Below are 25,691 nucleotides of genomic sequence, written 5' to 3' on the forward strand. Positions count from 1 at the left end.
CCATATTTCTTAGGGTATACAGACACTTTTCAACTCCCGCATACTGCCGTAGAACACGTTGCAGTCCACGGAGGTGCTAATGCCCTCGATGGCGCCATTATCGGTGTGCTGCCAAAATGCCAACTTGCGTGTGTTACTCTTTTCTAAATTTAACTTTGGCACATCGTAATGCGCGATCCAGAGCGGATAGCTATCGAAATGCCCCTGCAGGTAATCTTTGTAAAAGGAATAGCCCGTGTAGATGATAGGCTTGGTGCCGTAGGCGTTCTCCACGTGATCCAGCCATACTTTCAGGTCTTTGCGCAGCTGCGCGATAGGCTTGCGGCCGCGCACCTCCACGTCCAGCACCGGCGGCAGGTCGCCGCTCTGCAGCTCTACGGCTGCGGTAAAGTTCTTTGCCTGTTTCTCCGGGTCCAGGTAAGGCAGGTAGAAATGGTAGGCCCCCCGGATGATGCCGGCCTCAGCCGCCCCGGCCCAGTTCTGCTCAAACTTCCTGTCCCTTAATGAAATTCCCTCCGTGGCTTTCACGAACGCAAAGGTGATCTCGCTCTCCCGCACCTTGGGCCACTCAATCTCTTTCTGGTAGTGGCTAACGTCCACCCCGTAAATGGTATGCCCCTCCGGCCACACAGGTGTGGGCTTCACCACGAAGTACTCCACATACAGCACCAGCAGGGCGATGCCCGCCAGAGCGGCCAATCCTAACCAAAAACGCGTGGGCACACCACCAGACCGCTGCTTCTTACGCGGCTGCCGTGGCTTCGCAAGCCTTTTGACGGGCGGTTTCGCAACAGGTGCTTTCTTGATGGGTGGTTTGGTCGTGGTGGCCATAGCTCTTCCCTGCAAAAGTATAAAGCCAAAACTAATTTACCAGCTCCATGCTGCTTAAGAAGCAAACTCCCGCTGCGGCAGGCCCGTCAGGTGCTCGATTGGCTCGCCTTCCGTCGTCAGGTAGCCTTGCATCAGGTTTGCCGTGAGGCAGGAGTGCACCGTCAGCACGCCCATCAAGTCCCCGATGTTATACTTGTCGAAATGCTCTGGCGAGGCCTTCACGATGCCATGCTCCTGCGACAGCGACACCACCTCGATGCCTTCCAGCGGGGCAGACCAACCTTTCTCCGTCAGCGCCACCACGCGGCCGTAAATGGTGGAGGCATCCTCCTGCAGAATCACATCCTTCGAGAAGTGCACGCTGCCCCCGTAAATGATGATCTCGCCGCGGTCAGGGTGCTTGGCCACTACCGGGCAGGCCATACAAACGGCTATATCCTCAAAGGCACAGGAGCCAATGCGCTGCTGCGTGAGGTCGTAAAACACGAAGTTACCGGGGCGAATCTCGTCCACACCGTCCAGCGACTCCAGGATGCTGCAGGATGGCGTGTCGCCGATGGAGAGCTGCAGGTTCGGGTGCTTTGACTTGTAGCGCATGCGCAGGAGGCGCAGCTGGTACACGGAGGTATTGAAAATGGATTGTATGGCGTCCGCATCGGTTTGCTTGTACGTATGGCCGTCGTGCACCACAAAGCCGGCGAACTGCAGCTTGTCCTGTTCCCGGATGAGTTGCATGATGGCATCCACCTCGGCATAGTTAGTGGCCAGGATGCCGGTGCGGCGATAGCCGGTGTCTATCTTCAGCGACAGCTGCACGGGGTACCGTAATCCTTTGGCCAGCGCCATCACCGTCTCCTGGTTTACGGCCACCAGGTGCAGCTTTACGCGCGAGGCCAGCTCGTTTATACTTTCCAGCTCCAGCACGTTGGCCGGGAAGGCGATCATGATGTCGTTCCAGCCGTGGCTGGCGAAGTAGCGGGCCATGCGCACCGATGAGACGGTGATCGCCTCCACACCATAGGCACGAAACCACTCCCCCACCTGCGCCGACTGGTGCGTTTTGAAATGCGGGCGTAGCCGCACCCCGTTCTGCCTGGCCTTCTCTACCATGCGGCTGATGTTGTGCAACGCTTTCTGCTTATCTATAAGTAGTGTTGGTGACGTAATCTTCATAGGTATAAAGTGTACAAAAAGTAGCAAATCATGTGAAATTAGGGATAATCTGGTAAAGAATCACCCCTTGTTATGCTTTAAGGTGACAATTATCATTTCCGGGGCGGCCGGTACTGCGGACCTTTGCCTTGAATAAAGTTGAAGAGGAGAACTACCATGCAAGACGTACTGAAAACAACACCTGCCGAACTGCTAGCCAAGTATGATGTGCCATCGCCACGTTATACCAGCTACCCCACCGTGCCGTACTGGGATGAGAAGCCCCTGACGCAGGCGCAGTGGCTGCAGCATGTGAAGCAGGCCTTCCGCAAGACCAACAGCACCGAAGGCATCAGTTTATACTTGCACCTGCCGTTCTGCGAGAACCTCTGCACCTACTGCGGCTGCAACAAGCGCATCACCAAAAACCACGCGGTGGAGGAGCCCTACCTGGCGGCCATCATCCAAGAGTGGGAGATGTACGTGGCCGAGTTTGAGGAGAAGCCGCGTATCACGGAGCTGCACCTGGGCGGTGGCACGCCAACCTTCTTCAGCGCCGAAAACCTGAAAACACTGCTGGAGACCATCCTGGCGAAGGCCGATGTGACGCCAAATGCCGCCTTCAGTATAGAGGTGCACCCCAACGCCACCAATGCCGAGCAGCTGCAGGTGCTTTACGACCTGGGCTTCAGAAGGCTGAGCGTGGGCATTCAGGATTTTGACCCGCGTGTGCAGTTTGTGATCAACCGCATGCAGACCTTTGAGCGTACCAAAGAAACATTTGACGTGGCCCGTGCCATTGGTTATACTTCCATTAACGCGGATATTATTTATGGCTTGCCGTTCCAGAACGCGGATTGCGTGCGCCATACCATTGAGAAAGTGAAGGAGCTGCGCCCGGAGCGTATCGCCTTCTACAGCTATGCCCACGTGCCCTGGAAAAGCAAGGCGCAGCGCCGCTACTCTGAGGCAGACTTGCCTGAGCCGGCCGAAAAGCGGGGCCTGTACGAAATGGGCCGCACCATGCTGGAGGAAGCCGGCTACATAGAGATTGGCCTGGACCATTTCGCCCTTCCAGAGGATGAGCTCTACCTTGCCGCCCAGAACGGCACCCTGCACCGTAATTTTATGGGCTATACGCCGCGCCACACCGAGCTGCTCATTGGCCTCGGCTGCTCCAGCATCTCCGACACGGGCACGGCCTTTATGCAAAACATCAAAGAGGTAGAGGCCTACGAGGCGGCTATTGAAACGGAAGTGCTGCCGCTGCTGAAAGGACACGAGCTGACGGAAGAGGACCTGATCATCCGCAGGCATATCCTGAACCTGATGTGCCGCCTGTCCACCACCTGGACCGAGGAAGAACTGCCATACTTTGTGGATGCCCTCATCCGCCTGCAGCCCCTGGAAGAGGACGGCCTGCTGGAGTATACCAACCATGACATTCAGGTGCTGGAGGCTGGGCGGCCTTTCCTGCGCAACATCGCCATGTGCTTTGATGCCAGGCTGTGGGAGGCAAGGCCCACTACACCGGTGTTCAGCAAATCTGTATAAAGACTTTTGGGATTGATTTACGGGGACTGGAGGCGCAGCAAACTGCGCCTCTTTCTCTTTTTGCGGGCGCCGGTCCTCAGCGGGCGGCACGAGTGGGTGCCGACCGGCAGCTTCGCTTTTGCTTTACCCTGAATGGCGCAAGCGCCACTTGCACTTAGGCAAAGTCTGTTACCGCTTCGGCCAATGTAAGCCTTTCGTAGCAGCAAGTATCGCAAGGCAGTCGCGCCTGTTCCTCCAGGTACAGGAATTATACTTCACCTCCCGCAATTAAACATTTCGGCTTACCTTTGCAGAAACACACCCCGCTGCTATGAGCTATTTCTATGTAAAGGCACTGCATATCATCTTTGTGGTGACCTGGTTTGCCGGCCTTTTCTACATCGTGCGCCTGTTTATATACTATGCAGAAGCCGCAGAAAAGTCGGAGCCGGAGAAATCCATACTTCAGAAGCAGCTGGCCCTGATGCAAAAGCGCCTGTGGTACGGCATTACGTGGCCATCCGCCATCCTCACGCTCATCTTTGGCCTTAGTATGCTGTACTTGTACGGCTCCGTACCGGGCTGGCTGGTCTGGAAGCTAAGTTTTGTGGGGGGGCTCTACGTGTACCATTTCCTCTGCCACGCCATCTTTAAACAGCAGCAGCAGGGGCGCATCAAGTATAACTCCACCCAACTCCGCATCTGGAACGAGGTGGCCACGCTCTTCCTCATCAGCATCGTGTTCCTGGTTGTGCTCAAAAGTTCCCTCAGTATGCTCTGGGGCATCATCGGGCTTATCCTCTTTTCCGCCATGCTGATGCTGGCCATCCGCATCTACAAAAGGGTGAGGGAGAAAAGGTAGAAGACTTGGGCGTAAGAAGCAGAGCATGCTTTTATGGTGGAGGCAGTTCTTGCCGCCAGTTGAGCAATAGCGTAACCTGTGTTCATGATGACAGCGGTTCATAACTGCTTTGCTTCGGAGAAGCAAGGGAAACCATGTCTTCAGCTATGCTTTATACTTTGGCTATAGTTAACAAAGGATGAGCTTTTACTACTCTACCCTTTTCTGCTCCCGCAGAAAACCAGTTGTAATCTGGCGCCAAAGTTTCAGCGAGTTAATTCATTCTCTAAACCCCAAACACTCTAACTCTCCAACTCCTTTATCTTTCTAACGAATAACCCTTACCTTTGTAAGTATGAACAAAGCACTGAAGGCAAACGAGAGAGAGTTAGTTAAGCTAATTCGTTTTTTCAGCAAGCGCGCGGAGCAACTGGCTGTGGACGGGGAACTAAGCGAAGACCAGAAGCAGCTGACGCAGGCATGCGAGAACCTGGAAAGCAAACTGCTGCAGCATGCCGAAAACCGGGTGGCGATCCTGGAGAAGCGCACCCGCCTGGAGAAGCTGATTGAAGACAACGCCCAGTGCCCCAAGTGCCAGAAAGCCGATATGCTGAAACGGCAGGGCGTTACCACCAACGAGCACGGCTGGAGGCTTAACACCTACCGCTGCCGCCGCTGCAACACCTCCTTCACCTGGAACCGCCCCAACAACCCCTGGGACATGATGGCGTTCCTGGAGCTGTACATCAAGGAACTGGAGGACTCGCTAAAATCAGACATGGAGCCTGGCCTGCGCCAGCACACAGAGGCAGCCATCCCCCAACTGCAGGACAGCCTCTTCCGCCTGCGCCCTGTGCTGCAGGATTCTGACGAGGAGGTGCAGGCACTTACCGAGAAAGAGCGCGAAATGGACAAGCTCATCCACCAATTCAAGAACTACCTCCTGATCGAGAAAATCAAGCTGGATACTTACCAGGAGGAGTAGTTTTAGTTATTGGTCGTTAGTTTTTGTTGTCTACGAACTCCAATAACTAACAACTAACAACTATTAACTAACAACCACATTCAAAACCCAGTACCAAAAAGCCAGGGTGATGAAGGAGATGGGAATGCCGAAACCTACCATCATGTTGGCCAGGCGCGGTTTTAACCCGTTGGAGGCCGCCACTATACTTGCCGTGATCATGGGGGCCATGGCAGCTTCCAGCACGCTGATCTGCAGCAACTCGCCACGCACTCCAAACACGCCGTAGTACAGGCTCAGAATAAGCAGGGGTGCCAGCATCAGCTGAAACGCAAGCCCCAGCGCCAGAAAGCCCCAGTGCCTGCTGCGCCACTCGGGCCGCAACTGCAGCCCCACCGATACCAGCGCCAACGGAGACACGGTGCTACCCAGGCGCTGAAACACCTCTTTCATCTCAATAGAAAAGTGCAGGTCGAGCAGGTTGAGCAGCAACGCCAGCAGAAAGGCCAGAAAAGGCGGAAACCGGAAAATCTTGCGGGCAATGGTCCCGGCGCTGGCTGCACCTCTGGAGAAGCTGGCCGCCAAAGCAATACCCGCCGTGGAAAGCACCACAAAAGTTCCTGGCTGGTCGATCAGGATCACTGTCTCCAGGCTGTCCGGCCCAAAGAGCGCCTCTATCACGGGCAACCCGACAAAGGAGGTGTTGCCAAGCCCACCTGTAAGTATAAGGCAGCCAACCAACTTGCGCGACCAGCCAAACGCTTTGCCCAGGCTCCAGAAGAACAAGGCAGCCGCACCAAAGCAGATCCAGGCCAACCCCACCGGCAGCAGCACCGTGCTGTTCAGCTTTACATCGGGAATAAAGTATAGCGCCAGCGCCGGCATCGAGATGTAGATGATGAACTGGTTGAGCACCTGCGCCGCGTTTCTTGGGAACTCCTTTACCCGCTGCAGCAGCACCCCCAGCCCCAGGCACCCAAACAAAAGTATAAAACTGCTCATCTTAAATTTTCAGGAATATGCGGCAGCATGCCGCAGCACGCAAAGGTAAGTCTCCTGAACCGAAGAAGCACGATGCCGGATTTGCCTGCCACAAAAAAGGCAGAGCTACTTCCCCGGTACCTCTGCCTTTTCTTAACGCTTTTGGATCACTGCAGCACCACGCGCCGCACTACCCGGGTATCCCCCGCAATCACACTTAAAAAATACACACCCGCTGCCAGTTTATCGGTGTCTAGCTGCAGGTTGTGTTCCCCGTTGTGTAAGCGCCTGGTCACGTCCAGCACGTTAGCCGACTGCGCGTTGGTAAGTATAAACCGCGCCTCCGGATGTTTCAGCCCGTTTATTTTCAACTTCAGGTTACCACGTGATGGATTAGGGTATACCTGTACCGCCCGCTCCAGCTCCTCTTTCTCGGCGGAAGCCAGCGGCCCCGTGTACGTCAGCTTATAAATGGCATGCGCGGCATCATCCGAAATAAAGAGGTTGCCCTCCTGGTCCACGGCCACATCTACGGGGCGAGCGTAGGCCTCTGTAGAGTCGCTGTTCAAGAAGCCGCCCACCAGGTCGATCTGCTCGCCTGGCTTATTGCCCTGCCACGGAAAATAGATAATTTTGTAACCGGTAGCCTTGGAGCGGTTCCAAGAGCCATGCAGCGCAATGAGCGCCCCGTTGCGATAAGGCTCGGGCATTTTGGTATCCTGCGTAAACATAAAGCCCAGCGGCGCTGAGTGGGCCTGTATGCCCTTGCTGATGCGGTCCATGCCGCTGCAGTCTACGCTGCCGTTCGGGTTTAGCTGCACATCGTTGAGGAAAGGCATGTTGTCCATTCCCTGGCGCGGGTCCGGGTTACAGAAGGGCCAGCCGTAGTTGCCGCCGTCGCGCACCAGCGTAAACTCCTCGGGTGGATTGTTGTCTACGTAGCTTTGCACCACTTTGCCGTAGTTACCGGTGTCATCCTTGAAAGGGTACGCCACATTATCGCGGTTGTTCACGGTTACCCACAGGTCGTTGGTGCCGGGCACAAAGTCCAGCCCCTCGGCGTTTCGCAGGCCTTCGGCAAACAAGCGACCGTTCGACCCGTTGGCATCATACACATAGATGGCGCCACGTTTCGGATCACTCTGTGTATCCTCTATACAGGCGTTGCAGGTGGAGGCAATAGATACGTACAGCTTGTTGTTGCTGTCCAGGGCGATGTTCTTGAGCACGTGCCCATAGTTGCCCTTCAGTTCTGACAGGCTCTCGTCCGGCAGGTTGTCTACCACCACCTCCATGTTTTGCCCCTGCAGGTCGCCGTTGCTGTACTTGTAGCGGATGATCCTGTTCTTCTCGGCAATGTAAACGTACTGCTGGTCACCTATTTTGTGAAACACAATGTCGTGCGGCTTCTGCAGCCCGGTGGCAAAGTCATGCTCTTTGGGTGCACCCCCGCTAGCATCCAGGCGGAAGACTTTGATGTAGCCGTTATCGGGCTTTGACACGAACAGGTCGCCGTTTGGCGCCACCGCCATGAAACGTGCTCCTCTCAGGCGGGCATACACTTCCAACTTAAAATTGGCGGGCACACTGGCAAAGCGATCCACGTTAAAAGGCTCCTGCCGCATGCTTTCCGGCACTTCTATTTTCACGGTTTCAGTAGCGGCAGGTGGAGCTCCCTGGGGAAAAGCTCCTAATGGTGTTGCCAGTGCAGTAATCAACAGGGATGATTTGAGTAAATGTTTAAGTGGCATTCAGGAAAAGTTTTATCGTTTGAAAAGCATCTTCTTTTATTGATTTCGATCCGAAAGGTTGCACCTCCCATAAAGAATTGCTCCCCCACTTTAGCCGCCAACTCATTTTCGTCTGCGCCTTCTCCGTCTCCATAAACTGCAGTCAAAAGCCCGGCTATAGCGTCGATTCTTCTGAGGAGACAGAGTAGACTACAAAAAAATGCTTATCCACTATAAATATAGAACAATAAAATATTTGATTAGGTAAAAATAATTACCTGCAGATCTGATTGATCCATCCCCTTCACCCAGAAGAAATATTCTGAGCCTTGCGCAACACACCCGATAGGAGGCGATACATCTACTAGGATTGTCTACACCAGCCTCTCCCACTCCTAGCTACCGCCCGCCACTACTGTTTTCACAGTCAACCATACTTCCTTACAAGCCTATTCTATTTTTTTCACACTTACAGCTTATACTATGAAAACAACTTTTATATGTTCAAATGCCGCTAGCAGGCAGCACCGCCTCAGCCGATGGCTTCTTTGTCTTGTCGTATTAATCTCCCTTGCTTTACCTGCCTATGCGCAGGAAGTGGTGTGGGATCGGACGTATGGGGGAGAAAACTGGGATCTGTTAAGCGATATGGATACAACTGCTGATGGAGGTTATATTTTGGGTGGCACCTCCAGCTCGGGAGTTAGTGGCGATAAAAGCGAAGAAACTAGGGGTGACAATGACTATTGGATCATAAAAGTAGATGCAGAAGGGAACATAGAGTGGGATAAGACCTATGGGGGCAGTGATCGTGATGAGTTTAGCGCTTTACAGCAAACCAGTGATGGCGGGTATATATTAGGGGGTGCCTCACTTTCGGAGAGCAGTGGAGAAAAATCTGAAGACTCACGTGGAGGATTTGATTACTGGGTTATAAAGCTTGATGCACAAGGCAACATAGAATGGGAGAAAACCTTTGGCGGGGAAAGCTCAGACTGGCTTAGAGACATTATTCAGACTTCAGACGGGGGCTACTTGCTTGGCGGCACTTCCAGTTCGGAAGTTAGTGGTGAAAAAAGTGAGCCTTCAAGAGGAGAAAATGACTTTTGGGTAATAAAGCTTGATGCTGATGGCAATAAGGAATGGGACCACACCTACGGAGGAGATAAATCTGACCTGTTAGCCCAACTTCAGCAGACCAATGACGGAGGCTTTATTTTAGGAGGTTCCTCTGAGTCAGATATCTCTGGCGAAAAGAGTGAACCTAACTGGGGAAACGATGATGACTTTGGCATGGGGTACGATTACTGGATTGTGAAGATAGACGCGGAAGGAAACAAGGAGTGGGATAAAACTTTTGGTGGCCTATTGGGAGACTATCTCTCTGACGTTATACAGACAGAAAATGGCGGTTATTTGCTTGGTGGATCATCTGGCTCAAGTATAGGGGGAGACAAGAGCGAGGAGTTCCGTGGTGGAGAATTCGGTGATTTCTGGGTAATTAAAACCGATAGCAACGGGAACAAAGAATGGGATCGTACCTACGGTGGCACCGATTCAGACGAGTTATCATCAATCCAGCAGACTAGCGACGGAGGGTATGTACTGGGTGGTGTCTCTGAGTCTGATGCCTCTGGTGAGAAGAGTGAGGATAGCAAAGGCAGCACCGACTTTTGGATCGTGAAAACAGACGCAGAAGGAAATATTGAGTGGGATAAAACAATTGGGGGCAGCAGCGGAGAAGGCTTATCGACAATCATAGAAGTCAATCCGGGAGACTATGTAATTGCAGGCACTTCTTCGTCTGGTGTTAGCGGAGATAAAACTGAGCCTAATCGCGGAGTTTCTATTGATTACTGGATTGTTAAATTCAGCGGAGAAGAGCCCTGTATCACCCCCACCCCATCCATCTCCGTCATTCCCACCTCAGATGTTTACACAGGCGGCGACCCTGCTACCCTATACTTGGGCTACGGCCCGCAGAGCGTGCAGCTGGTGGCCTCTGGCGCAGAGCGGTATGCATGGAGTCCCGCAGAAGGTTTAAGCGATGCAACTGCTGCAGCCCCTGTCTTCACGCCCATGGCTGCCGGCCGCTATACCTTCACCGTTACGGCCTACAACGGGGAGTGTACCGCCACAGCCTCTGTCACAATCACGGTAGTGGACGTGCGTTGCGGCAACGGAAAAGTAGCGCTGTGCCACAAAGGCAACACGCTCTGCCTCCCTGCTTCGGCCGTAGCCGCCCACCTGCGTAACCACTCCGAAGACCGGCTCGGTGCTTGTGGTGCCTGGGCTGTGTATGAGAAGCTGATGAGGATGCAAGTTTATCCGAACCCGCTCATTGATTGGGCCAAAGTGGTACTTTCCATCAGCGAAGGTGAGCCTTACCGGCTGGAACTCTATAACGCAGGCGGTAAGCGGTTAGCTATAGTAGCTGAGGGGCAGGGCACCCATAACGGAATGCTGGACCTGGAGCTAAGGACAGCCCAGTTGCGCAAAGGGGTGTATTACCTCCGCCTGGTTACAGCAGACGATGTGCAGACACTCAGGATTTTGGTGAACAAGTAGGTTAAACAGCAGAACCAGGAGCAGGCTATACTTACCTTAGGTATAGCCTCCTCCTTTTATCCCACCAGCGAGTTCGTGAACTTCAGCTTTATACTTGCCTGGAAATTAGCGATGGTTTTAAAGATCTCCTTCAGCGTTACCTGCTCAATGCGGGTCAGGCTGCGGATGTCGATCAGGTTGTCAGGCTCGGCTCTGTCCTGAATGATCTGCACGGCCTGTTTCCGCAGGCGCAGGCTCATCAGGTAGTAATAGGCGTGCATCAGCTCCTGGAAATCCGTATCGGTAAACTCCCCCTGGTCGCGCAGGGCCTCCAGGCGCTCGCCCGTGTTGGTTTTAAAGATCCGGTTCTTCAGCGCGTACACGCGCACCAGGTCCACAATGGGTGTCATGGTTTTCTTGATATCGAACACCTCCTGGCTACCTTTGGTAAAGGTCTTGATATTTTTAAAGAACGTAAGCGGTGGCTCGTACTGCAGCGCGTTTTTGGCCATGTGGTATAGGAAACGGCCCAGCGGCTTCTGCAGCTCCTGGTCCAGGTACTCCCGCAGCTCGTCTATGATAGTGGCCTCGCCGTAAATAAAGCGGCAATCAAAAAAGGTGGAGAACTTCATCACCGTTTCCGGCTCCGGCTCCTGCATCCAGCTGCTATAGTTGCGCTTCCAATGCGAGAGCGAGTGTGTCCACTTGGAGTTCTTCGCCATAAACCCACCTTTACAGAAGCTAAACCCAATCGTATCCAGCCGCTCTGATACCTGCTCAGCGAACTTCAGGAAATATGCCCGCACCAGCTCCCGCTGCTCGTTGGCCTTGTCCTCGTAAATGATGGCATTGTCCTGATCCGTGCTCAGGGTCTGTTCTTTGCGGCCTTCGCTGCCCAGCACCATAAAGGCAAACTTGGCCGGCGGTGTGCCCATTTCCTCAATCACCCCCTCAATTACCTTGGTGGCAATGGTGTCCGACACGGTGGTGATCACCTGGTTCACGATCTCAGGCTTCACCCCACGGTCCAGGAGCTGGTACACGATCTCCGGCACCTTCTCCCACTTGCGCCGCAGCTCCTCCACCGACTGCGCCAGCTTTACCGACTGGATGAACACGAACGGCGACTGCGCCTGTTCGCTCAGCAGCTTGTTCCGGCTGATAAAGCCCAGGTACTGCCCCTCCTCCTCTATCAGCAGGTAACGCGTTTTAGTGCGGAACATCATCAGAATGGCCTCATATACATAGGCCTGGGTGCTAATGCGCACGATCGGGTTATCCATTACCCCCTGCACCGGCTCCTGCACGCTCACCTGCCTGGCCACCACGTTATCGCGGATGCTGATGTCGGTCAGGTAACCGATGATCTGCCCCTGCGCCTCCTGTACAAAAAGGCAGCTCACCTTCTTGTCAGCCATTAGGCGGGCAGCCTCAAAAATAGGGGTGTCGGCAGTACAGGTGACCAGGTCGCGGTACACGAGCGTTTCTATCTTGCGGGAGTACAGCTGGTCTGAGGCGATGAAGTTATCCTCGAAGGCGGTCGGCTTCTTTACAAAATGGGCAAACTCATCGTTAAGCATGCGGCGCCCAAACTCCGCCGTGAAGTGGTGGAAGAAGTCCTCATAGCCTTGGCAGAGCTGCCTGAAATCGCGGCGCGGCAGGAAGTATACGACGGTGCCTTTTTTGGCGATAACCGAACGCAGGGAGCGTTTGCGGTTCAGCAAAACGGAAATACCGCCGTAACAGTAGCCCCGCTGGTGGTGCTCCACCAAGCGCTTGTTCTGCTCACTGTCGTAGAAAAAGCTCTCATACTCGCCCTGCGCAATCAGGTCTACTCCTTTCATCTTGGTTACTTCCTGCAGGTAAATAGCGGTGTCCTTGGTATACTTTACCTCCTGCAGCAGGTCGGCCACCCCTAACAGCACCTCTTCCGGCAGCAGGTTAAAGGGCTTCACCGTTTTCAGAAACTCTAGTCTATCTGTCATAGCAACGTGATGAGTAAAACAGCAAGTATAAAGATAGCAAGTACGATAAGCAGCTGTACGTTGATTCTAGCGGATGATCCGGCAAACTTCTGCTGTACCTGTTGCTGCTCTAGAATGGATTCCGGGGTAATGTCGCCCTGCTCCACCAGCTTAAAGAAACAGGCAGCGGTTGCCTTTACGTCCACGGCGGCATCGTGTTGCTGCAGCAGCGGCTCCCGAAAGAGGCGCTCGTACAGTTCGCCCAGCCTTAAAAAGCGCTGCCGGGGCCCCAGTAGAAACTTGCCAGAGGCATTCATGGTGCAGAAGGTGGGCAACTGCGGCAGCGGGTTGGGCAGGTTTGCCCGATGGAAGCCCACCCCCAGCATGTGGTAGTCGAGCTGCATAAAATGGCCCACTAGCAGCGGCTGATACTGCTCCAGGTCTTTGGCCAGCTGCGAGAGCACTTCCTTTCTGGCTTTGCCATTGGCCTGCAGAAACTCCTTCGTGATGCCGTGGATCTTCTCAGATTCCGCTGAAATCTCCAGCTCCGGCTCATAAACGTAATGGCTCTCTGCCTTCAGCTCCTTTCCTTCTTTGGTATAAACGGCCCAAGCAATCTGCACCGAGTATGGCCAGCTCTTTGCGTCTGTATAAGGTGCCCTCCAGTCAAGTGGTTTCCCGGTGGTTTCGGTGTCGATAAAAAGTATAAACTCGCGCATGAGTTAATCTGCTGCACTTGCTACTGCCGCAGGCATAGGTATACTGCGCTCCATCACCACATAGCTTTTGCCACCTTTCATAAAGGTACGATCCGTTTCCTGCAGCCCGAAGCGCCTGTAAAAACCTGCTTTCTCCTGCCGCGCATTGCAACAGAGCTGTGTGATGCCTTGTGCTGCTGCCACCTGGAAGAGGTGCTGCAGCAAAGCTGTGCCATAGCCTTTACCCTGGTGCTGCGGCAACGTAGCAAATTTGCGGAACTGCGCCCGCTCCCCCTCCACAAATAACGACACCACAGTTACCAGCTCTCCTGACAAGTATAAGCCGAAGTGCTGGCCGTTTCTATCCTCCGGCAGCTGCACATAGTTAATACTTTGTTCCGGCCACATCACTTCACGCCTGAGTTGCCAGGTTTCTTCGGCTGTTATTTCTGTTATCTGCATCATCCATACCTATGCTTTCAACTTCCTGGCGCAGGTCTTCAGAGTTTTCTCCTGCTATAGTTCCGGGTTTGCAACCCAGCTGGCTTGAAGAACCATCTTCTATTTTAGCCACACCTATTCCTGGCGCAAGCGTCCGCTTGTGCCTTTAGCTACGGCCTCTGATTTCTGCATCTTGAGACAAGCTATCCTTGCTAGTCTCAGTTCATCCTCGGCCTTACAGGCGGCTCGTTTCAACTCTAGCTTTCTGCTCTCAAGGCCGAGTGGCCTCGTCCTGGGGGTAGGGGTCCTCGATAAGGGCATCGCGCTGTGTTCCCTCCTGCCTCCGCTGCGCTGCGGCTGCTCAGCAAGCTGAGCACCGGATCTCACAAGGCGCTCAACCCAAGGACTGGGATCAGATTCGATAGCCACGGCTGACGCAGCTTGAACCGAACTCCCCTCCTTAGACAAGGAGGGGCCAGGGGTGGTTGGACCCGGTTAAGCAGAATTCCCACCCCTGTTCTTAGGGGAGGGCTGGGGTTCACCCTATATCGCTTTCGCTTTCTCTTTCAGCCAGGCCAGTTCATCTTCTGCCAGGTGTGGGCCGAGTTTCTCCACCACTTGCTGGTGGTACTCGTTCAGCCATTTGATCTGGTGCGCCTCCAGCAGCTCTTTCTTCACCGGCGTGGTGTCGATTAGGGCCATGGTCAGGTGCTCGAAGGTATAGAACTCGCCGAAGTCGTTAGTTTCGTCGGGCACGGTGAGCACCAGGTTTTCGATGCGGATGCCGTGCTTGCCCGGGCGGTAAATGCCTGGCTCCACCGAAGAAATCATCCCCAGCTCCAGGTCTACAGCCGTTGGCGTTGGGTTGAGCACATGCGGGCCTTCGTGCACGTTCAGGAAAAAGCCGACGCCGTGGCCGGTGCCGTGGCCGTAGTTGCGGGCATAGTCCCAGAGCGGTTTGCGGGTGATGGCATCGATCTGGTACCCTTTCGTGCCCTTTGGGTAGCGGGCCGTAGAGCCGTCGATCATGCCCTTCAGCACCAAGGTGTAGTCTATACTTTCCTCTTCGGTTAAGTTACCCAGCGATACCACGCGCGTAATGTCGGTGGTGCCGGATGTATACTGGCCGCCGGAGTCTACCAAAAACAGGCCCTCTGGCTGCAGCTCCACATCACTCTCTTCTGTAACTCTATAGTGCGGCAAAGCACCGTGCGCTCTGTAGCCGGAAATCGTATCGAAGCTTTCGCCCACAAAGCCGTCCTGCTGTGCCCGGAACTCGCGTACTTTCTCCACCACCGTCAGCTCCGTAATCCGGGTCTTGCCGATGTTCTCCTCCAGCCATTTAAAGAAGCGGGTCAGCGCCACGCCATCTTTTATCATCGTCTGGCGGGTGTGCTGCACCTCCACCTCATTCTTCATGGCTTTAAAGAACGTGGTGGGGTTGGTATCCTGAATTACGCGCACCTCTTTTGGCAGCTCTTTGTACAGGGCATAGCAGTTGCGGCGCGGGTCCACCAAAATGCTGTTGCCAGGTATAGCCGACACAGCCCGTTCGATCATGTCATAGGTCTCCAGCTCCACGTCCGCTTTTCTTAGCCTGGCCTGGTCTTCTTCCGAGAGTTTGGTGGTGTCAATAAACAGCATGGCCTTGTCTTGGCTGATGAGGGCAAAGCTCAGCACTACGGGGTTGCACTTCACATCGGAGCCGCGCATGTTGAAGAGCCAGGCCAGGTCATCGAGCGAAGAGATGAGGTGGTACTCAGCTCTGTGCTTTTTCAGAGCCTTACGCAGGCGCTCCAGCTTACTCTCCAGGCTCTCCCCCACTACTTCCTCACCCAGCAAAAAGGCCGGGGCAGCAGGCAAGTCAGGACGGCCAGTCCAGATCGGCTCCAGGTAATCGCGGTCGCTGTTTATTTTAAATCCGATGGGCGTTAGCTGTGCCTCCAGCAGTTGCGCCAGCGCTACCGAAATCAGCTTCCCGTCGAAAGCCACGGTGGCTCCCTCCGGCAGGCGCTCGGCCAGCCAGCCGATGTACTCCGGAGCGTTCTGCACGTGCAGCTTCGCCAGCTCAAAACCGGTACCTTCCAGCTGCTCGTTGGCCTGCACAAAGTAGCGGGCATCCGTCCACAGGTGCGCTGCTTCTTCGGTAATCACCAGGGTGCCTGCCGAGCCGGTAAAGCCGGAGGCAAACTCTATGCACTTATACCTGTCTGGCACATACTCACTTATATGGGGATCAGCCGATGGAATGATGTAGGCACTCACGCCCTCGCCTTTCATCTGGCTTCGGATGGCTGCTAATCTTTCTGGGTAGGTCATGTAAAAATCTCTTTTCGGTTTGAGGCAAATTAAGGAAAGATAGGGAGAAATGCTCAGGAAAGGCCCTTTAATAGACTTTGATGACCTGCCCCGTGCAGATGCCCAATATACTTTTAAGGTAGCCGTTCACCACCCGCTCCATCGGCACCGGGTTATGGCCGGGGAAGTAACTGCCAATGGCTTCTGCCGAGTCTTCTACAATGCCGGGGCTTACCACGTTAATGCGAAAGCCCTGTTGCAGCAGCTCTCCTGCGGCCCCTATGACAAAGCCATTTACGGCACCGTTTACCGTACTCAGCACCGCGCCCAGGGCAATCGGGTCTTCTGCCAGAATGCCTGAAGTTAAGGTGATGCTTCCACCGGGGTTCAGGTGCTTCTGCCCGATAAGTGCCAGGTTGATCTGCCCCATCATCTTGCTGCGTATACCTTCCTGGAATTGCTCGTTTGTTAGTTCCTGCACAGGCGCCATAGGCGCCCCGCCGGCTGCCACCACCAGCGCATCTACCTTGCCCACGGTGCTGAACATTTCCTCTATAGAGCGCGTGTCTGTCATGTCTACCTGCACGTCGCCGCTCTTGGAGCCAGCGGTTACAATTTCGTGCGCGTCCTGCAGGCGCCAGTAAATGCGTTTGCCGATGGTGCCGGTGCCGCCAACGAGTAAAATTTTCATAGTTTATCAGGTTTTGGTTGATGTATAAAGTATACGGTTATACTTCTGGTTTACAGAAAGTATAACCCCAAGTAAGTATAAAGGTTGGATTGGAGGGAAAGCTGCCGGGCGCTTAGAGAAGCTCGAACCGGTGCAGCACCTGCACATGCTTTTCGCGCTGGTACCAATCGTTGTAGACCAGCTCCAGGGTCTCGACCCTGAACGTTCCGAAATCGTGGTGCCTGTACTTCTCCAGCACCTGCAGGTATGCATTCACGTTGCTGATTTCCTTCCGGAAACGAACCACGGTGGCGTGCGCTGTTTGTATGGTATAACGCTTGTCTATACTTTGCTCCAGCCCGGAATGCCTAAAGTTCACCCGCAGGTTCTCCCGCAGCTCGTTCAGCGTAGCATCAAGCATAAAACCCTGCACCATCACGCAGGACGGTGAGGCCGTAATGCCCTTAAAGCTGATATTGATCTCCCGCTTGTCAGGTATACTTTCCCGGATTAGCTCCACATAAGCCGGAACAGAGATTTGCTCCAACGCAAAGCCGCTGTAGCAGGAGATAATCGACATGACCGTGATGTGGATGTCCGAGTTCGGGTAGTAATACTGCGCCGGGTCTACGGCTCTCAGCTCGCTAAGAAAGCTTTGGATGTGCTGCTTTGTCTGCTTGTCGGGCCGCAGCAGCAGCGTGATGCCGAAACGATTGTCATTGGGCGATTCCAGCAGCGGGTCGAGCTGGTATTGGCCGGAGCGGATCTTCTCTATCGCAGTTCTGTAGAGGGTATCGTAGTGCTCCGGGAGGTTCATGAGGGTGGTTTTAGAAGGAGAATGATAATTCTTGATATCATGTTCTATTATTAGCAGAAGTCAAAAATTGTTCTTCTTTCTTAATTCAATATATCACCATCAAATAGCTCAAATAGAAAGCTGTGATACCAAGTAAATACTTCATCGGCTAGTCTTGTTTCAGCTCCGGACACAAAAACATCTTTTCCACTTTTAGGGTGAGTGATCCGGTTTCTCACTTTTATAACTTCTAATAGCTGCTTGACCGATTCATCATATGTAACATCTATGGATAACAGGTTTTTATGATTCTTTTGAGCGTAGAGTTTATAGGTAAAGTTAAACATTGGTTTAAAACCATAAAACCTATCTTTCATTTTAACATCACCATTATCTTTGAGATCTATAGTCTTTTCCTTTAACAGGATTATCTCCTCAGCAGATAGTTCTATTATGTTATTTTCATAATTCTTTAAAAGATGCTGTCGCACACTATAGCTGATACCTTCAATCATACTTGCCAACGATCTAACAAAGGCTCTATTCCAATTATTATCTACTTCAAAACTTACTAGTTTTCTTAGATAATTAAGTTCATTGTGGTAAGACATCCAAATTGTGCCTAATTCAAAGTTCTTAGATTTCCTATTGTTGCTCATCTCAGTGCTTTCATTTCTCACAGCAAACTAAATATTCCAATTGTCAAATTCAGGAATGATTGTTAGCAACCATTACTCGTCATTAAATTTAGTTACATTTCATAACTCCCCCTCCCAAAACCGAACAAACTGTTCAATACTGAACACCTCCAAAAGCCTAAAAGCCAACATTTTAAAGCACAAACATCAGTATATCAACCACTTACATAACTGGCACCTAAATTGGCTATACCCTCACGAGCAAGTATAAAATAAAACTATGGATCGTGAATTATCAGCCGCTACCAAACAAGCCAACCGCCGCAAGCGCATCTGGCAATTAGGAATAGCCGCAGCGCTGGTGCTGGCGGCTGTCCTTGGGTTCAGAAACGTCATCGCTCCCGGCATCAGCCGTAGCGAGGTTCGCACAGCCGTAGTGGAGCGCGGGCCAGTGGTAGCTACCCTAACCGCCTCAGGCGTGGTGGTGCCGGAGTATGAGCAGGCCATCACGAGCCCAATTCAGGCGCGCATTGAGCAGGTGGTGCGCAACAGCGGGGAACAGGTGGCGCCGGGAGAGCAGATCCTGCTGCTGGACCGCTCCTTTACCCAACTCGCCTACGCTAAGCTGAAGGACGAGCAGCAGCTGAACCAGCACAAGAGCGTGCAGATGCGCCTGGAGCTGGAGAAAAAGCTGAACAGCCTGGAGTCGCAGCTGGCTATAAAGCGCATGAACGTGAAAAGCCTGCAGGCGCAGCTGGAAGACGAGCAGTACCTGCTAAAGATTGGCGGCGGCACACGCGAGCAGGTAAAGCAGGCGGAGCTGAAGCTAACAATTGCCCAACAGGAACTGGCGCAGCTGGAGCAGGATATTGAAAGCGAGCGCAAACTGCTGAAAGCCGATGAGCAGGAGTTAAGTTTTACCCTGGCAATGAACGGCCGCTCACTGGAGGAACTGGAACGCAAGATGGAACAGGCCGAAGTACGAGCCACCCGCCCCGGCGTGGTAACCTGGGTGAAAAATGAAATTGGCAGCAGCGTAAATGCAGGCGAAGTGATCGCACGCCTGGCCGACCTAAGCAGCTTTCGGGTGCAGGCCAGCATCTCCGACGCCTTTGCCGACCAACTGCATGTAGGCGGCGAGGCGACTACCCGCATCAATAACACCGACCTGAAAGGCAGCATCGTGGCCATCGAACCTTCGGTTAAGAATGGTACCGTGACGTTTTACGTGGCGCTGCAGGAGAAAAGCCACCAGCTGCTGCGCCCCAGCCTGCGCGTGGACCTATACATAACCACCGCTACGAAAGACAATACGCTGCGCGTGAAAAACGGCCCCTACTTCAACAGCGGCTCACCGGACAAGGTGTTCGTGCTGCGCGAGGATGAACTGCTGCAGGTACCCGCCCGCACCGGCGTGAGCAACACCGATTTTGTAGAACTGGAAAACGGCGTGCAGCCCGGCGATGTGGTGGTGATTTCGGATATGAAGGAGTATGAGCACATCCAGAAGGTGCGCTTGAAGTAAGATCCGAATCAAGTAACACGACACACGTAGCTCGATTCGGATATTTCGGAAGTGCAGGCCAAAAGTATAAAGCCACAGGCTTACAACACTAGAAATCGTGCTACCTGATACGTGCTACGAGATACGCTTAAACTGAAACTATGAAAAAGCATTACCCATACTGTTTGTTGTTTGTGTTCTTTGCCCTGCACTGCGGCCAAAGTATAGCACAGCCTGGAACTAGGCCACTGAGCCTGCAGGAGGTGGTAGCTTTGGCGCAGGCGCAGTCGGCGGAGGCGCTGCAGGTGGAGACCAGCCGGGAGAACAGCTACTGGAAGTGGCGCAGCGTGAAATCAGAGTACCGGCCGCAGCTCAGCCTGGAAGGCACGCTCCCGGATTTCAGCCGCACCATCACGCCCGTAACACAGCCCGACGGCACCACCGAGTTCAGGCCGGTTTCCATCAACAACACCGACCTTGGCCTAACGCTGAGCCAGGTCATCAGCCCCACCGGCGGCAAGGTGTTCGTTACTTCGCTGATGCAGCGCTTCGATGATTTTGACCGTGACCAGACCCGCTACAACGGCAACCCGGCCATCATCGGGCTGGAGCAACCGCTGTTTGCCTACAACGCCCTGCGCTGGAATAAAAAAATAGAGCCCCTGCGCTACGAGGAAGCCCAGAAGCAGTATGTGGAGGATCGGGAAGAGATAGCTGTAAAAGCCACCGGTTTATACTTTGATCTGCTGCTGGCACAGGTAAACCAAAGTATAGCCGCCAAGAACCTGGCCAACAACGACACGCTGTACCAGGTGGCGCAGGAAAAGTATAAACTCGGCCGCCTGTCTAAAAACGACCTGCTGCAGCTGCGCCTGGCGGTGCTTAACTCCGATCTGGCACTGGCGCAGGCTAACCTGGATGAGCAGACAGCCGCGCTGGCCCTGCGCAACTACATTGGCCTGAAAGACAGCAGCCGTTTCAGCCTGCATGTGCCCGAAACGATACCGGATGCAACCGTGCTAACTGACGTGGCACTGGCTGAGGCTAAAAAGAACCGCAAGGAAAGTATAAACTTCAGGCGCAGGATACTGGAGGCCGAGAGCCTAGTGGCCAAAGCACGTGGGGATAATGGATTTAACGCCAGTGTATTCGCCACCTTTGGGCTTACGAACCGCGGGGCAACCTTTACTGACATCTACAGCCGCCCCGACAACCAACAGCGCGCGCGCATCGGTTTTAGCATGCCCATCCTGGATTGGGGCCGCCAGCGCTCCGTGACAAAAGTGGCGCAACTCAACCAGCAGTTGGTGGAATACACGATCAGCCAGGAGGAGACCAACTTTGAGCAGGCCGTGCTGACGCAGGTAAATCAGTACAACACCCTGAAATCGCGCATCAGAACCACGGCCGAGGCCGATGCCATTGCCACCGAGCGCTACGAGATCGCCAAGAACACGTTCCTCATCGGCCGCATCAGCATCACTGACCTGAACATTGCCTTGGCCGAAAAGGACCAGGCTCGCCGCGCCTACATCGCTTCGCTCAGCGAGTTCTGGGAAGCACATTATACTTTAAGACAACTGACACTTTATGATTTTGAACGACAGGAACCGATTGTGGCAGAGGCACAGGAGGAGTTATGAAGGCAAGTATGAATTCAACTGCCCCTAAGAACTGGGGAGGGTGCATTCGGCAGTACTGGGTCTAACCACCCCTACCCCTCCTTGGCTAAGGAGGGGAGCTTTCACCCCTCCCCGGCCCTCCCCTAAAAACAGGGGAGGGAGCTTGGCTCAAGTTGCAAAGCAGTAGCTATCGAATATGTTTCCAGTCCTTGGGTTGAGCGCCTTGTAGATTTACGGTTTCGCTTCAGCGAAATTGCGACAGCAAAGGAAATGTACACCGCGCGATGCCCTTATCGAGGGCCCCTACCCCCAGGACGAGCCCTCTCGGGCTTGAGAGCTCCAAAGCCAGAGGTGCAACGATAAGTCTATAAGACTGAGGAGGAACGGCAGCTAGAAAGGATAGCTTGATTCAAGTAGAAGGAAGCAGGGGCTAAGGGAAGTATAGGCAAAGTATAAAAGGACACGAGCTACAAGCTCGCGCCAGCGAATATAAAGCATAAATCGGCAAGTATAGGAAGTATGGCCAAAGTATAAAGTATGGCTTTTCAAGCCAGTCGAGTCAGAGACTCAACATCATTATAAGACACAAGTCTGAAGACTTGCGCCAGGAAATCGAAAGCAGACAAACCACTGAATCACCATAAAAACCAAAAGACATTATATTTAAAACTATGATCACTTTATCCAACATCGAAAAGGTCTACCAGACCAAGTCTATCGAGACGGTGGCCCTGCAGCACGTGAACCTGCGGGTTCCCAAAGGCGAATTCCTCTCCATTATGGGTCCCTCGGGTTGCGGCAAGTCCACGCTGCTCAACATCATGGGCCTGCTGGACGTGCCGACGCAGGGCACGGTGGAGATTGACGGACACACCATCACCAGCTACAAAGACAAAGAGCTGGCGCACATCCGCAACGAGAAGATCGGTTTTGTTTTCCAGAGCTACCACCTGGTAAACGACCTGAGCGTGCTGGACAACGTGGAGCTGCCCTTGCTCTACCGCAGTGGCATTTCCGCTTCCGACCGCACCAAACGGGCCAAGACCGCTCTGGAGAAAGTAGGCCTCAGCGCCCGCACCAAGCACTACCCCACACAGCTCTCCGGCGGGCAGCGCCAACGCGTGGCCATTGCCCGTGCGCTGATAGGCCAGCCGCAGATCATACTGGCCGATGAGCCTACCGGTAACCTGGACTCGGTGATGGGGGAAGAGATCATGAACATCCTGCTGGACCTGAACCGCATAGACGGCACAACCATCGTGATGGTGACGCACGACGAGAACATGGCCCAGAAAACCGAGCGTCTGGTACGCTTCTTCGACGGGCAGCAGGTATCTGACGCCAAGGTATTCGCGAACCTACAGCAAGTATAGCCATGCTTAGGAACTATCTCAAAATCGCCTGGAAGGTGCTCTTGCGGCGCAAGTTCTTCACCTTCATCAGCCTCTTTGGCATCTCCTTCACGTTAATGGTGCTTATGGTGGCCACCTCTATCTTCGACCATACCTTTGGTCCGCAGATGCCGGAGCGGGACACTGACCGCCTGCTGTTTGTGAATATTCTGCGGGAGCAGGTGGAAGGCGGCCACACCAGGAGCGGCCCCGCCAGCTATCACTTCCTGAGCCGCAACGTGCGCCCCCTGCACACGCCAGAGAAGGTGTCTATCAACTCGATGTTCACCCAGGTCAACAGCTACGTTGATAACCGTAAGTTGGCCCTCGACATCAAGTACACCGATAGAGAGTTTTGGGATATTCTTGATTTTAACTTTCTGGAGGGGCATGCCTTCAGCCAGCAGGAGGTGCAAAGCGCCAGCCGCGTTGCCGTCATCAACGAGCATACCCGCAAGCAGTACTTCGGCACGGAGGAGGCCTTGGGAAAAACCATTGAAGTGGACCAGGTAAAATATAAAGTGGTAGGTGTGGTAGAGGATGTACCGGTACTCAGGGTACAGTCTTACGCCGATGTGTGGGTGCCGATCACACTCAAGAGCCAGGACTTCAACAAGCCTCAGCTGCATGGCACCTACTTTGCCACCATCAAGGCCAGATCTTCTGATGACGTCCCTAAAATAAAGGAAGAGTATGCCACTATGATGCAGGCGGTGGAGCGGCAGCAACCAGTAAAAGGTACTAAGTTGCACTCCTACCCGGATACTTTTTTGGAGAGTATAGCCCGCACCTTGTTGGGCAACGGCCAGGATGCTGGCTTGGGTAAACTCTACGCTATCCTGACAGTTCTGGCACTCCTGTTCATGCTGCTGCCTACCATCAACCTGGTGAACATTAATGTTAGCCGCATTATGGAGCGCTCCTCAGAGATTGGGGTGCGCAAAGCTTTCGGCGCCACGTCCTCTGCCATCATCGGCCAGTTTATTATTGAGAACATTTTCCTGACGCTACTGGGCGGCCTGCTAGGCTTTGCCTTGTCTGCGCTTGTGCTGTGGCTTATCAACGACAGCGGCTTGATTGTGTACGCAGACCTGGGTCTGAACCTTCGCGTGTTCTCCATCGGCCTGCTGCTTTGTTTGGTTTTTGGTTTACTTTCCGGAGTCTATCCGGCCTATAGAATGTCACGCTTACATGCCGTTGAGGCGCTGAAAGGAGGTACAAAATGATACGCCATCTCTTTAAACTGATCTGGAACCGGAAGAAGAGCAACTTCCTGCTGATCACCGAAATTTTCTTCTGCTTTCTGGTGCTGTTCGGGGTGCTGAGCCTGGTGGTGTACAACATACGCAATTACACCAAGCCCTTGGGCTTTGCACATGAGAACGTGTGGATGCTCACCATGCGCCCCAACAGTGACTCTACGACGCTAAACCACCAAAACCTGGTGCAGGTACTGCAGCGGGTGCGCGCATACCCGGAAGTACAGTATGCCTCCCTAGGGAATAGTAATGCCCCCTTTGCTTTTAGCCAGATGCGGGACATGCTGTCGTATGGCAACGTGAAAGAACTTATGGCCGACTCCTACGAGGCGGAGGATGACTTAAAGGATGTTCTGCAGCTGAAAGTGAGCCAGGGCCGCTGGTTCGGCCCCGTAGACGATGCTTCTCACCACAGGCCGATTGTCATCAACAAAGCCTTGCAGCAGCAACTGTTCGGCGAGGAGGAGCCTCTTGGCAAACTGATTCCCATAAGCGACTCCATTAACTACCAGGTGGTGGGAGTAATAGACCATTACCGCGCCTATAGTGAGTTTGCTGCGGAAGAACCGGCTTTTTTTACCCGCCTGAACCTGCAGGAGAAGAAAGACTCTTTCTGGAATGAACTGCTGATCCGGGTAAAGCCTGGCACAGGAGTCGCCTTCGAAGAGAAGATGGTGCGCGATATTTCCGGTATTGGCAAAGATTGGACACTTGAAGTATCCACGCTGGAGAAAATGCGGCAGAACAAGGCGAAGCTTACGCTGGTGCCAATGATCGCGCTGGGGCTGGTATGCGGCTTCCTGATCTTCAATGTGGCCTTGGGCCTGTTTGGGGTGCTGTGGCATAACATCAGCCGCCGCAACGGAGAGATTGGCCTGCGCAGAGCCCTGGGTGCTGCCTCCAGCCAGATTTACTGGCAGTTCATCGGCGAAGTGCTGGTGCTGGCGACATTCGGCCTGCTGCTGGGCGTTTTCTTTGCCGTACAGTTCCCGCTGCTGCAGGTGTTCCAGGTAGAGTCTGAGGTATATTTTATCGCGCTGCTGAGTGCTGTCGGCATCATCTACCTGCTTACGGCTATCTGCGCGTTTTACCCTAGCCGCCAGGCAGCAAGCATACACCCAGCCGTGGCCCTGCACGAGGAATAGGGCTTAGATACCTGAAGAACTGAACTGGGAACAACCACTGCTGCCAAAAGCCAGGAAACCTATAATTGCCTAACCCCAGCCCCTGCTAAACAGGACATAGCTGGAGTTAGCGCTTTGCACAGCCGGTTTCAACAACTCCTGGCCCTCCTGGGGGTGCAGGGGCGGATTTAAAAAGCTAAAGAGGAGAGGCCTGTCGCTGCAATTGCTGAAGTAGAAGTTTGGTAGCTGCTGCCATTGCCCGGACAGATTCAGGATCTGTTCCTACAAAGGATGTACCCATCCCAAACGAACTGACGCACGCTAGCTTAGAACTTGCGTTTCGGCTAGTCCAGAGGAGGGGAATTGTTGGGAACGATTAACCCACCCCAACCCCACGAGGAGGGGAATCTGCAGGCGATTATCCTCCCTAAGGACAATGGAGAGAGCTCTGTTCAAGCTCCGTCAGCAGCAGCTATCGAATCTGTTCCCAGTCTTTGGGTTGAGCGCCTATGCGAGTTTTTCCGGTGCCGAGCCGGAGGCGAGGCATTGCGACGTCAGGAGCAAAGGAAAAGCTCCCAGCGCGATGCCCGAAGACGAGCCCTCTCGGGCTGGAGAGCACCACAGCCAGAGGTGAAACAATCAAGGTTGTAAGACTGGAGGATCAGCTGTAACTAGATAGGTTAGCTTGATTCAAGCTGAAGGAAGCA

The 25,691-nt window shown here is 53.7% G+C and carries 20 protein-coding genes; 9 read left to right on the plus strand and 11 right to left on the minus strand.

What is annotated here, in order from left to right; translation table 11 throughout:
- Nucleotides 1-9 precede the first annotated feature (9 nt).
- Both PXG97_RS07985 and PXG97_RS07990 read right to left on the minus strand, forming a co-directional pair.
- Complete coding sequence (locus PXG97_RS07985) at nt 10-831, minus strand: glycoside hydrolase family 25 protein (RefSeq protein ID WP_276497226.1); 822 nt, start codon at nt 829-831, stop codon at nt 10-12.
- A 54-nt stretch (nt 832-885) separates the two neighbouring features.
- On the minus strand, nt 886-2,004 hold the full coding sequence (locus tag PXG97_RS07990; protein WP_276497227.1) for an alanine racemase: 1,119 nt from the start codon (nt 2,002-2,004) through the stop codon (nt 886-888).
- Between the two features lie 156 nt (nt 2,005-2,160).
- Here PXG97_RS07990 and hemN point away from each other — a divergent pair, with 156 nt between their 5' ends.
- The 3 genes from hemN to PXG97_RS08005 all read left to right on the plus strand — a co-directional run bounded on the left by hemN (nt 2,161) and on the right by PXG97_RS08005 (nt 5,342).
- On the plus strand, nt 2,161-3,537 hold the full coding sequence (gene hemN / locus PXG97_RS07995) for an oxygen-independent coproporphyrinogen III oxidase (protein ID WP_276497228.1): 1,377 nt from the start codon (nt 2,161-2,163) through the stop codon (nt 3,535-3,537).
- 310 nt (nt 3,538-3,847) lie between these two features.
- Nucleotides 3,848-4,378, plus strand: coding sequence for a CopD family protein (locus PXG97_RS08000; protein WP_276497229.1), 531 nt, complete (start codon nt 3,848-3,850; stop codon nt 4,376-4,378).
- 334 nt (nt 4,379-4,712) lie between these two features.
- On the plus strand, nt 4,713-5,342 hold the full coding sequence (locus tag PXG97_RS08005; RefSeq protein WP_276497230.1) for a hypothetical protein: 630 nt from the start codon (nt 4,713-4,715) through the stop codon (nt 5,340-5,342).
- 63 nt (nt 5,343-5,405) lie between these two features.
- Here the strand turns inward: PXG97_RS08005 and PXG97_RS08010 are convergent, their stop codons facing one another.
- Nucleotides 5,406-6,323 carry an AEC family transporter gene (locus PXG97_RS08010; protein ID WP_276497231.1) on the minus strand — a complete coding sequence of 306 codons (918 nt, stop codon included), beginning with the start codon at nt 6,321-6,323 and terminating at the stop codon, nt 5,406-5,408.
- A gap of 146 nt (nt 6,324-6,469) precedes the next feature.
- The gene (locus tag PXG97_RS08015; protein WP_276497232.1) at nt 6,470-7,951 is read right to left on the minus strand and encodes a PQQ-dependent sugar dehydrogenase; all 1,482 of its coding nucleotides are present in this window, start codon (nt 7,949-7,951) and stop codon (nt 6,470-6,472) included.
- Nucleotides 7,952-8,680: 729 nt separating this feature from the next.
- On the opposite strand from PXG97_RS08015, the gene PXG97_RS08020 reads away from it, so the two are divergent.
- The gene (locus tag PXG97_RS08020) at nt 8,681-10,600 is read left to right on the plus strand and encodes a T9SS type A sorting domain-containing protein (RefSeq protein ID WP_276497233.1); all 1,920 of its coding nucleotides are present in this window, start codon (nt 8,681-8,683) and stop codon (nt 10,598-10,600) included.
- Between the two features lie 56 nt (nt 10,601-10,656).
- Here PXG97_RS08020 and PXG97_RS08025 read toward each other — a convergent pair whose 3' ends face one another.
- The 7 genes from PXG97_RS08025 to PXG97_RS08055 all read right to left on the minus strand — a co-directional run bounded on the left by PXG97_RS08025 (nt 10,657) and on the right by PXG97_RS08055 (nt 18,126).
- The gene (locus tag PXG97_RS08025; protein ID WP_276497234.1) at nt 10,657-12,564 is read right to left on the minus strand and encodes a DUF294 nucleotidyltransferase-like domain-containing protein; all 1,908 of its coding nucleotides are present in this window, start codon (nt 12,562-12,564) and stop codon (nt 10,657-10,659) included.
- Nucleotides 12,561-13,262, minus strand: coding sequence for a 3'-5' exonuclease (locus PXG97_RS08030; RefSeq protein WP_276497235.1), 702 nt, complete (start codon nt 13,260-13,262; stop codon nt 12,561-12,563). The genes PXG97_RS08025 and PXG97_RS08030 overlap by 4 nt, the downstream gene beginning before the upstream one ends.
- Nucleotides 13,263-13,265: 3 nt before the next feature.
- The gene (locus PXG97_RS08035; RefSeq protein ID WP_276497236.1) at nt 13,266-13,706 is read right to left on the minus strand and encodes a GNAT family N-acetyltransferase; all 441 of its coding nucleotides are present in this window, start codon (nt 13,704-13,706) and stop codon (nt 13,266-13,268) included.
- Nucleotides 13,707-14,225: 519 nt separating this feature from the next.
- Nucleotides 14,226-16,001, minus strand: a complete 1,776-nt coding sequence (locus PXG97_RS08040; RefSeq protein ID WP_276497237.1) for an aminopeptidase P family protein — start codon at nt 15,999-16,001, stop codon at nt 14,226-14,228.
- Nucleotides 16,002-16,068: 67 nt separating this feature from the next.
- On the minus strand, nt 16,069-16,671 hold the full coding sequence (locus tag PXG97_RS08045; protein WP_276497238.1) for a short chain dehydrogenase: 603 nt from the start codon (nt 16,669-16,671) through the stop codon (nt 16,069-16,071).
- 112 nt (nt 16,672-16,783) lie between these two features.
- Entirely contained in the window at nt 16,784-17,467 is a 684-nt protein-coding gene (locus tag PXG97_RS08050) for a 2'-5' RNA ligase family protein (RefSeq protein WP_276497239.1), read from the minus strand.
- A gap of 80 nt (nt 17,468-17,547) precedes the next feature.
- On the minus strand, nt 17,548-18,126 hold the full coding sequence (locus tag PXG97_RS08055) for a hypothetical protein (RefSeq protein WP_276497240.1): 579 nt from the start codon (nt 18,124-18,126) through the stop codon (nt 17,548-17,550).
- A gap of 238 nt (nt 18,127-18,364) precedes the next feature.
- On the opposite strand from PXG97_RS08055, the gene PXG97_RS08060 reads away from it, so the two are divergent.
- The 5 genes from PXG97_RS08060 to PXG97_RS08080 all read left to right on the plus strand — a co-directional run bounded on the left by PXG97_RS08060 (nt 18,365) and on the right by PXG97_RS08080 (nt 25,005).
- The gene (locus PXG97_RS08060) at nt 18,365-19,609 is read left to right on the plus strand and encodes an efflux RND transporter periplasmic adaptor subunit (protein ID WP_276497241.1); all 1,245 of its coding nucleotides are present in this window, start codon (nt 18,365-18,367) and stop codon (nt 19,607-19,609) included.
- A 140-nt stretch (nt 19,610-19,749) separates the two neighbouring features.
- Nucleotides 19,750-21,231 carry a TolC family protein gene (locus tag PXG97_RS08065; protein ID WP_276497242.1) on the plus strand — a complete coding sequence of 494 codons (1,482 nt, stop codon included), beginning with the start codon at nt 19,750-19,752 and terminating at the stop codon, nt 21,229-21,231.
- Between the two features lie 650 nt (nt 21,232-21,881).
- A complete protein-coding gene (locus PXG97_RS08070) occupies nt 21,882-22,583 on the plus strand; it encodes an ABC transporter ATP-binding protein (RefSeq protein ID WP_276497243.1) in 702 nt (233 codons plus the stop codon).
- Between the two features lie 2 nt (nt 22,584-22,585).
- Complete coding sequence (locus tag PXG97_RS08075; protein WP_276497244.1) at nt 22,586-23,827, plus strand: ABC transporter permease; 1,242 nt, start codon at nt 22,586-22,588, stop codon at nt 23,825-23,827.
- The gene (locus tag PXG97_RS08080; protein ID WP_276497245.1) at nt 23,824-25,005 is read left to right on the plus strand and encodes an ABC transporter permease; all 1,182 of its coding nucleotides are present in this window, start codon (nt 23,824-23,826) and stop codon (nt 25,003-25,005) included. The genes PXG97_RS08075 and PXG97_RS08080 overlap by 4 nt, the downstream gene beginning before the upstream one ends.
- Nucleotides 25,006-25,691: the final 686 nt, after the last annotated feature.

Source organism: Pontibacter litorisediminis, assembly GCF_029360645.1.
GTDB lineage: Bacteria > Bacteroidota > Bacteroidia > Cytophagales > Hymenobacteraceae > Pontibacter > Pontibacter litorisediminis.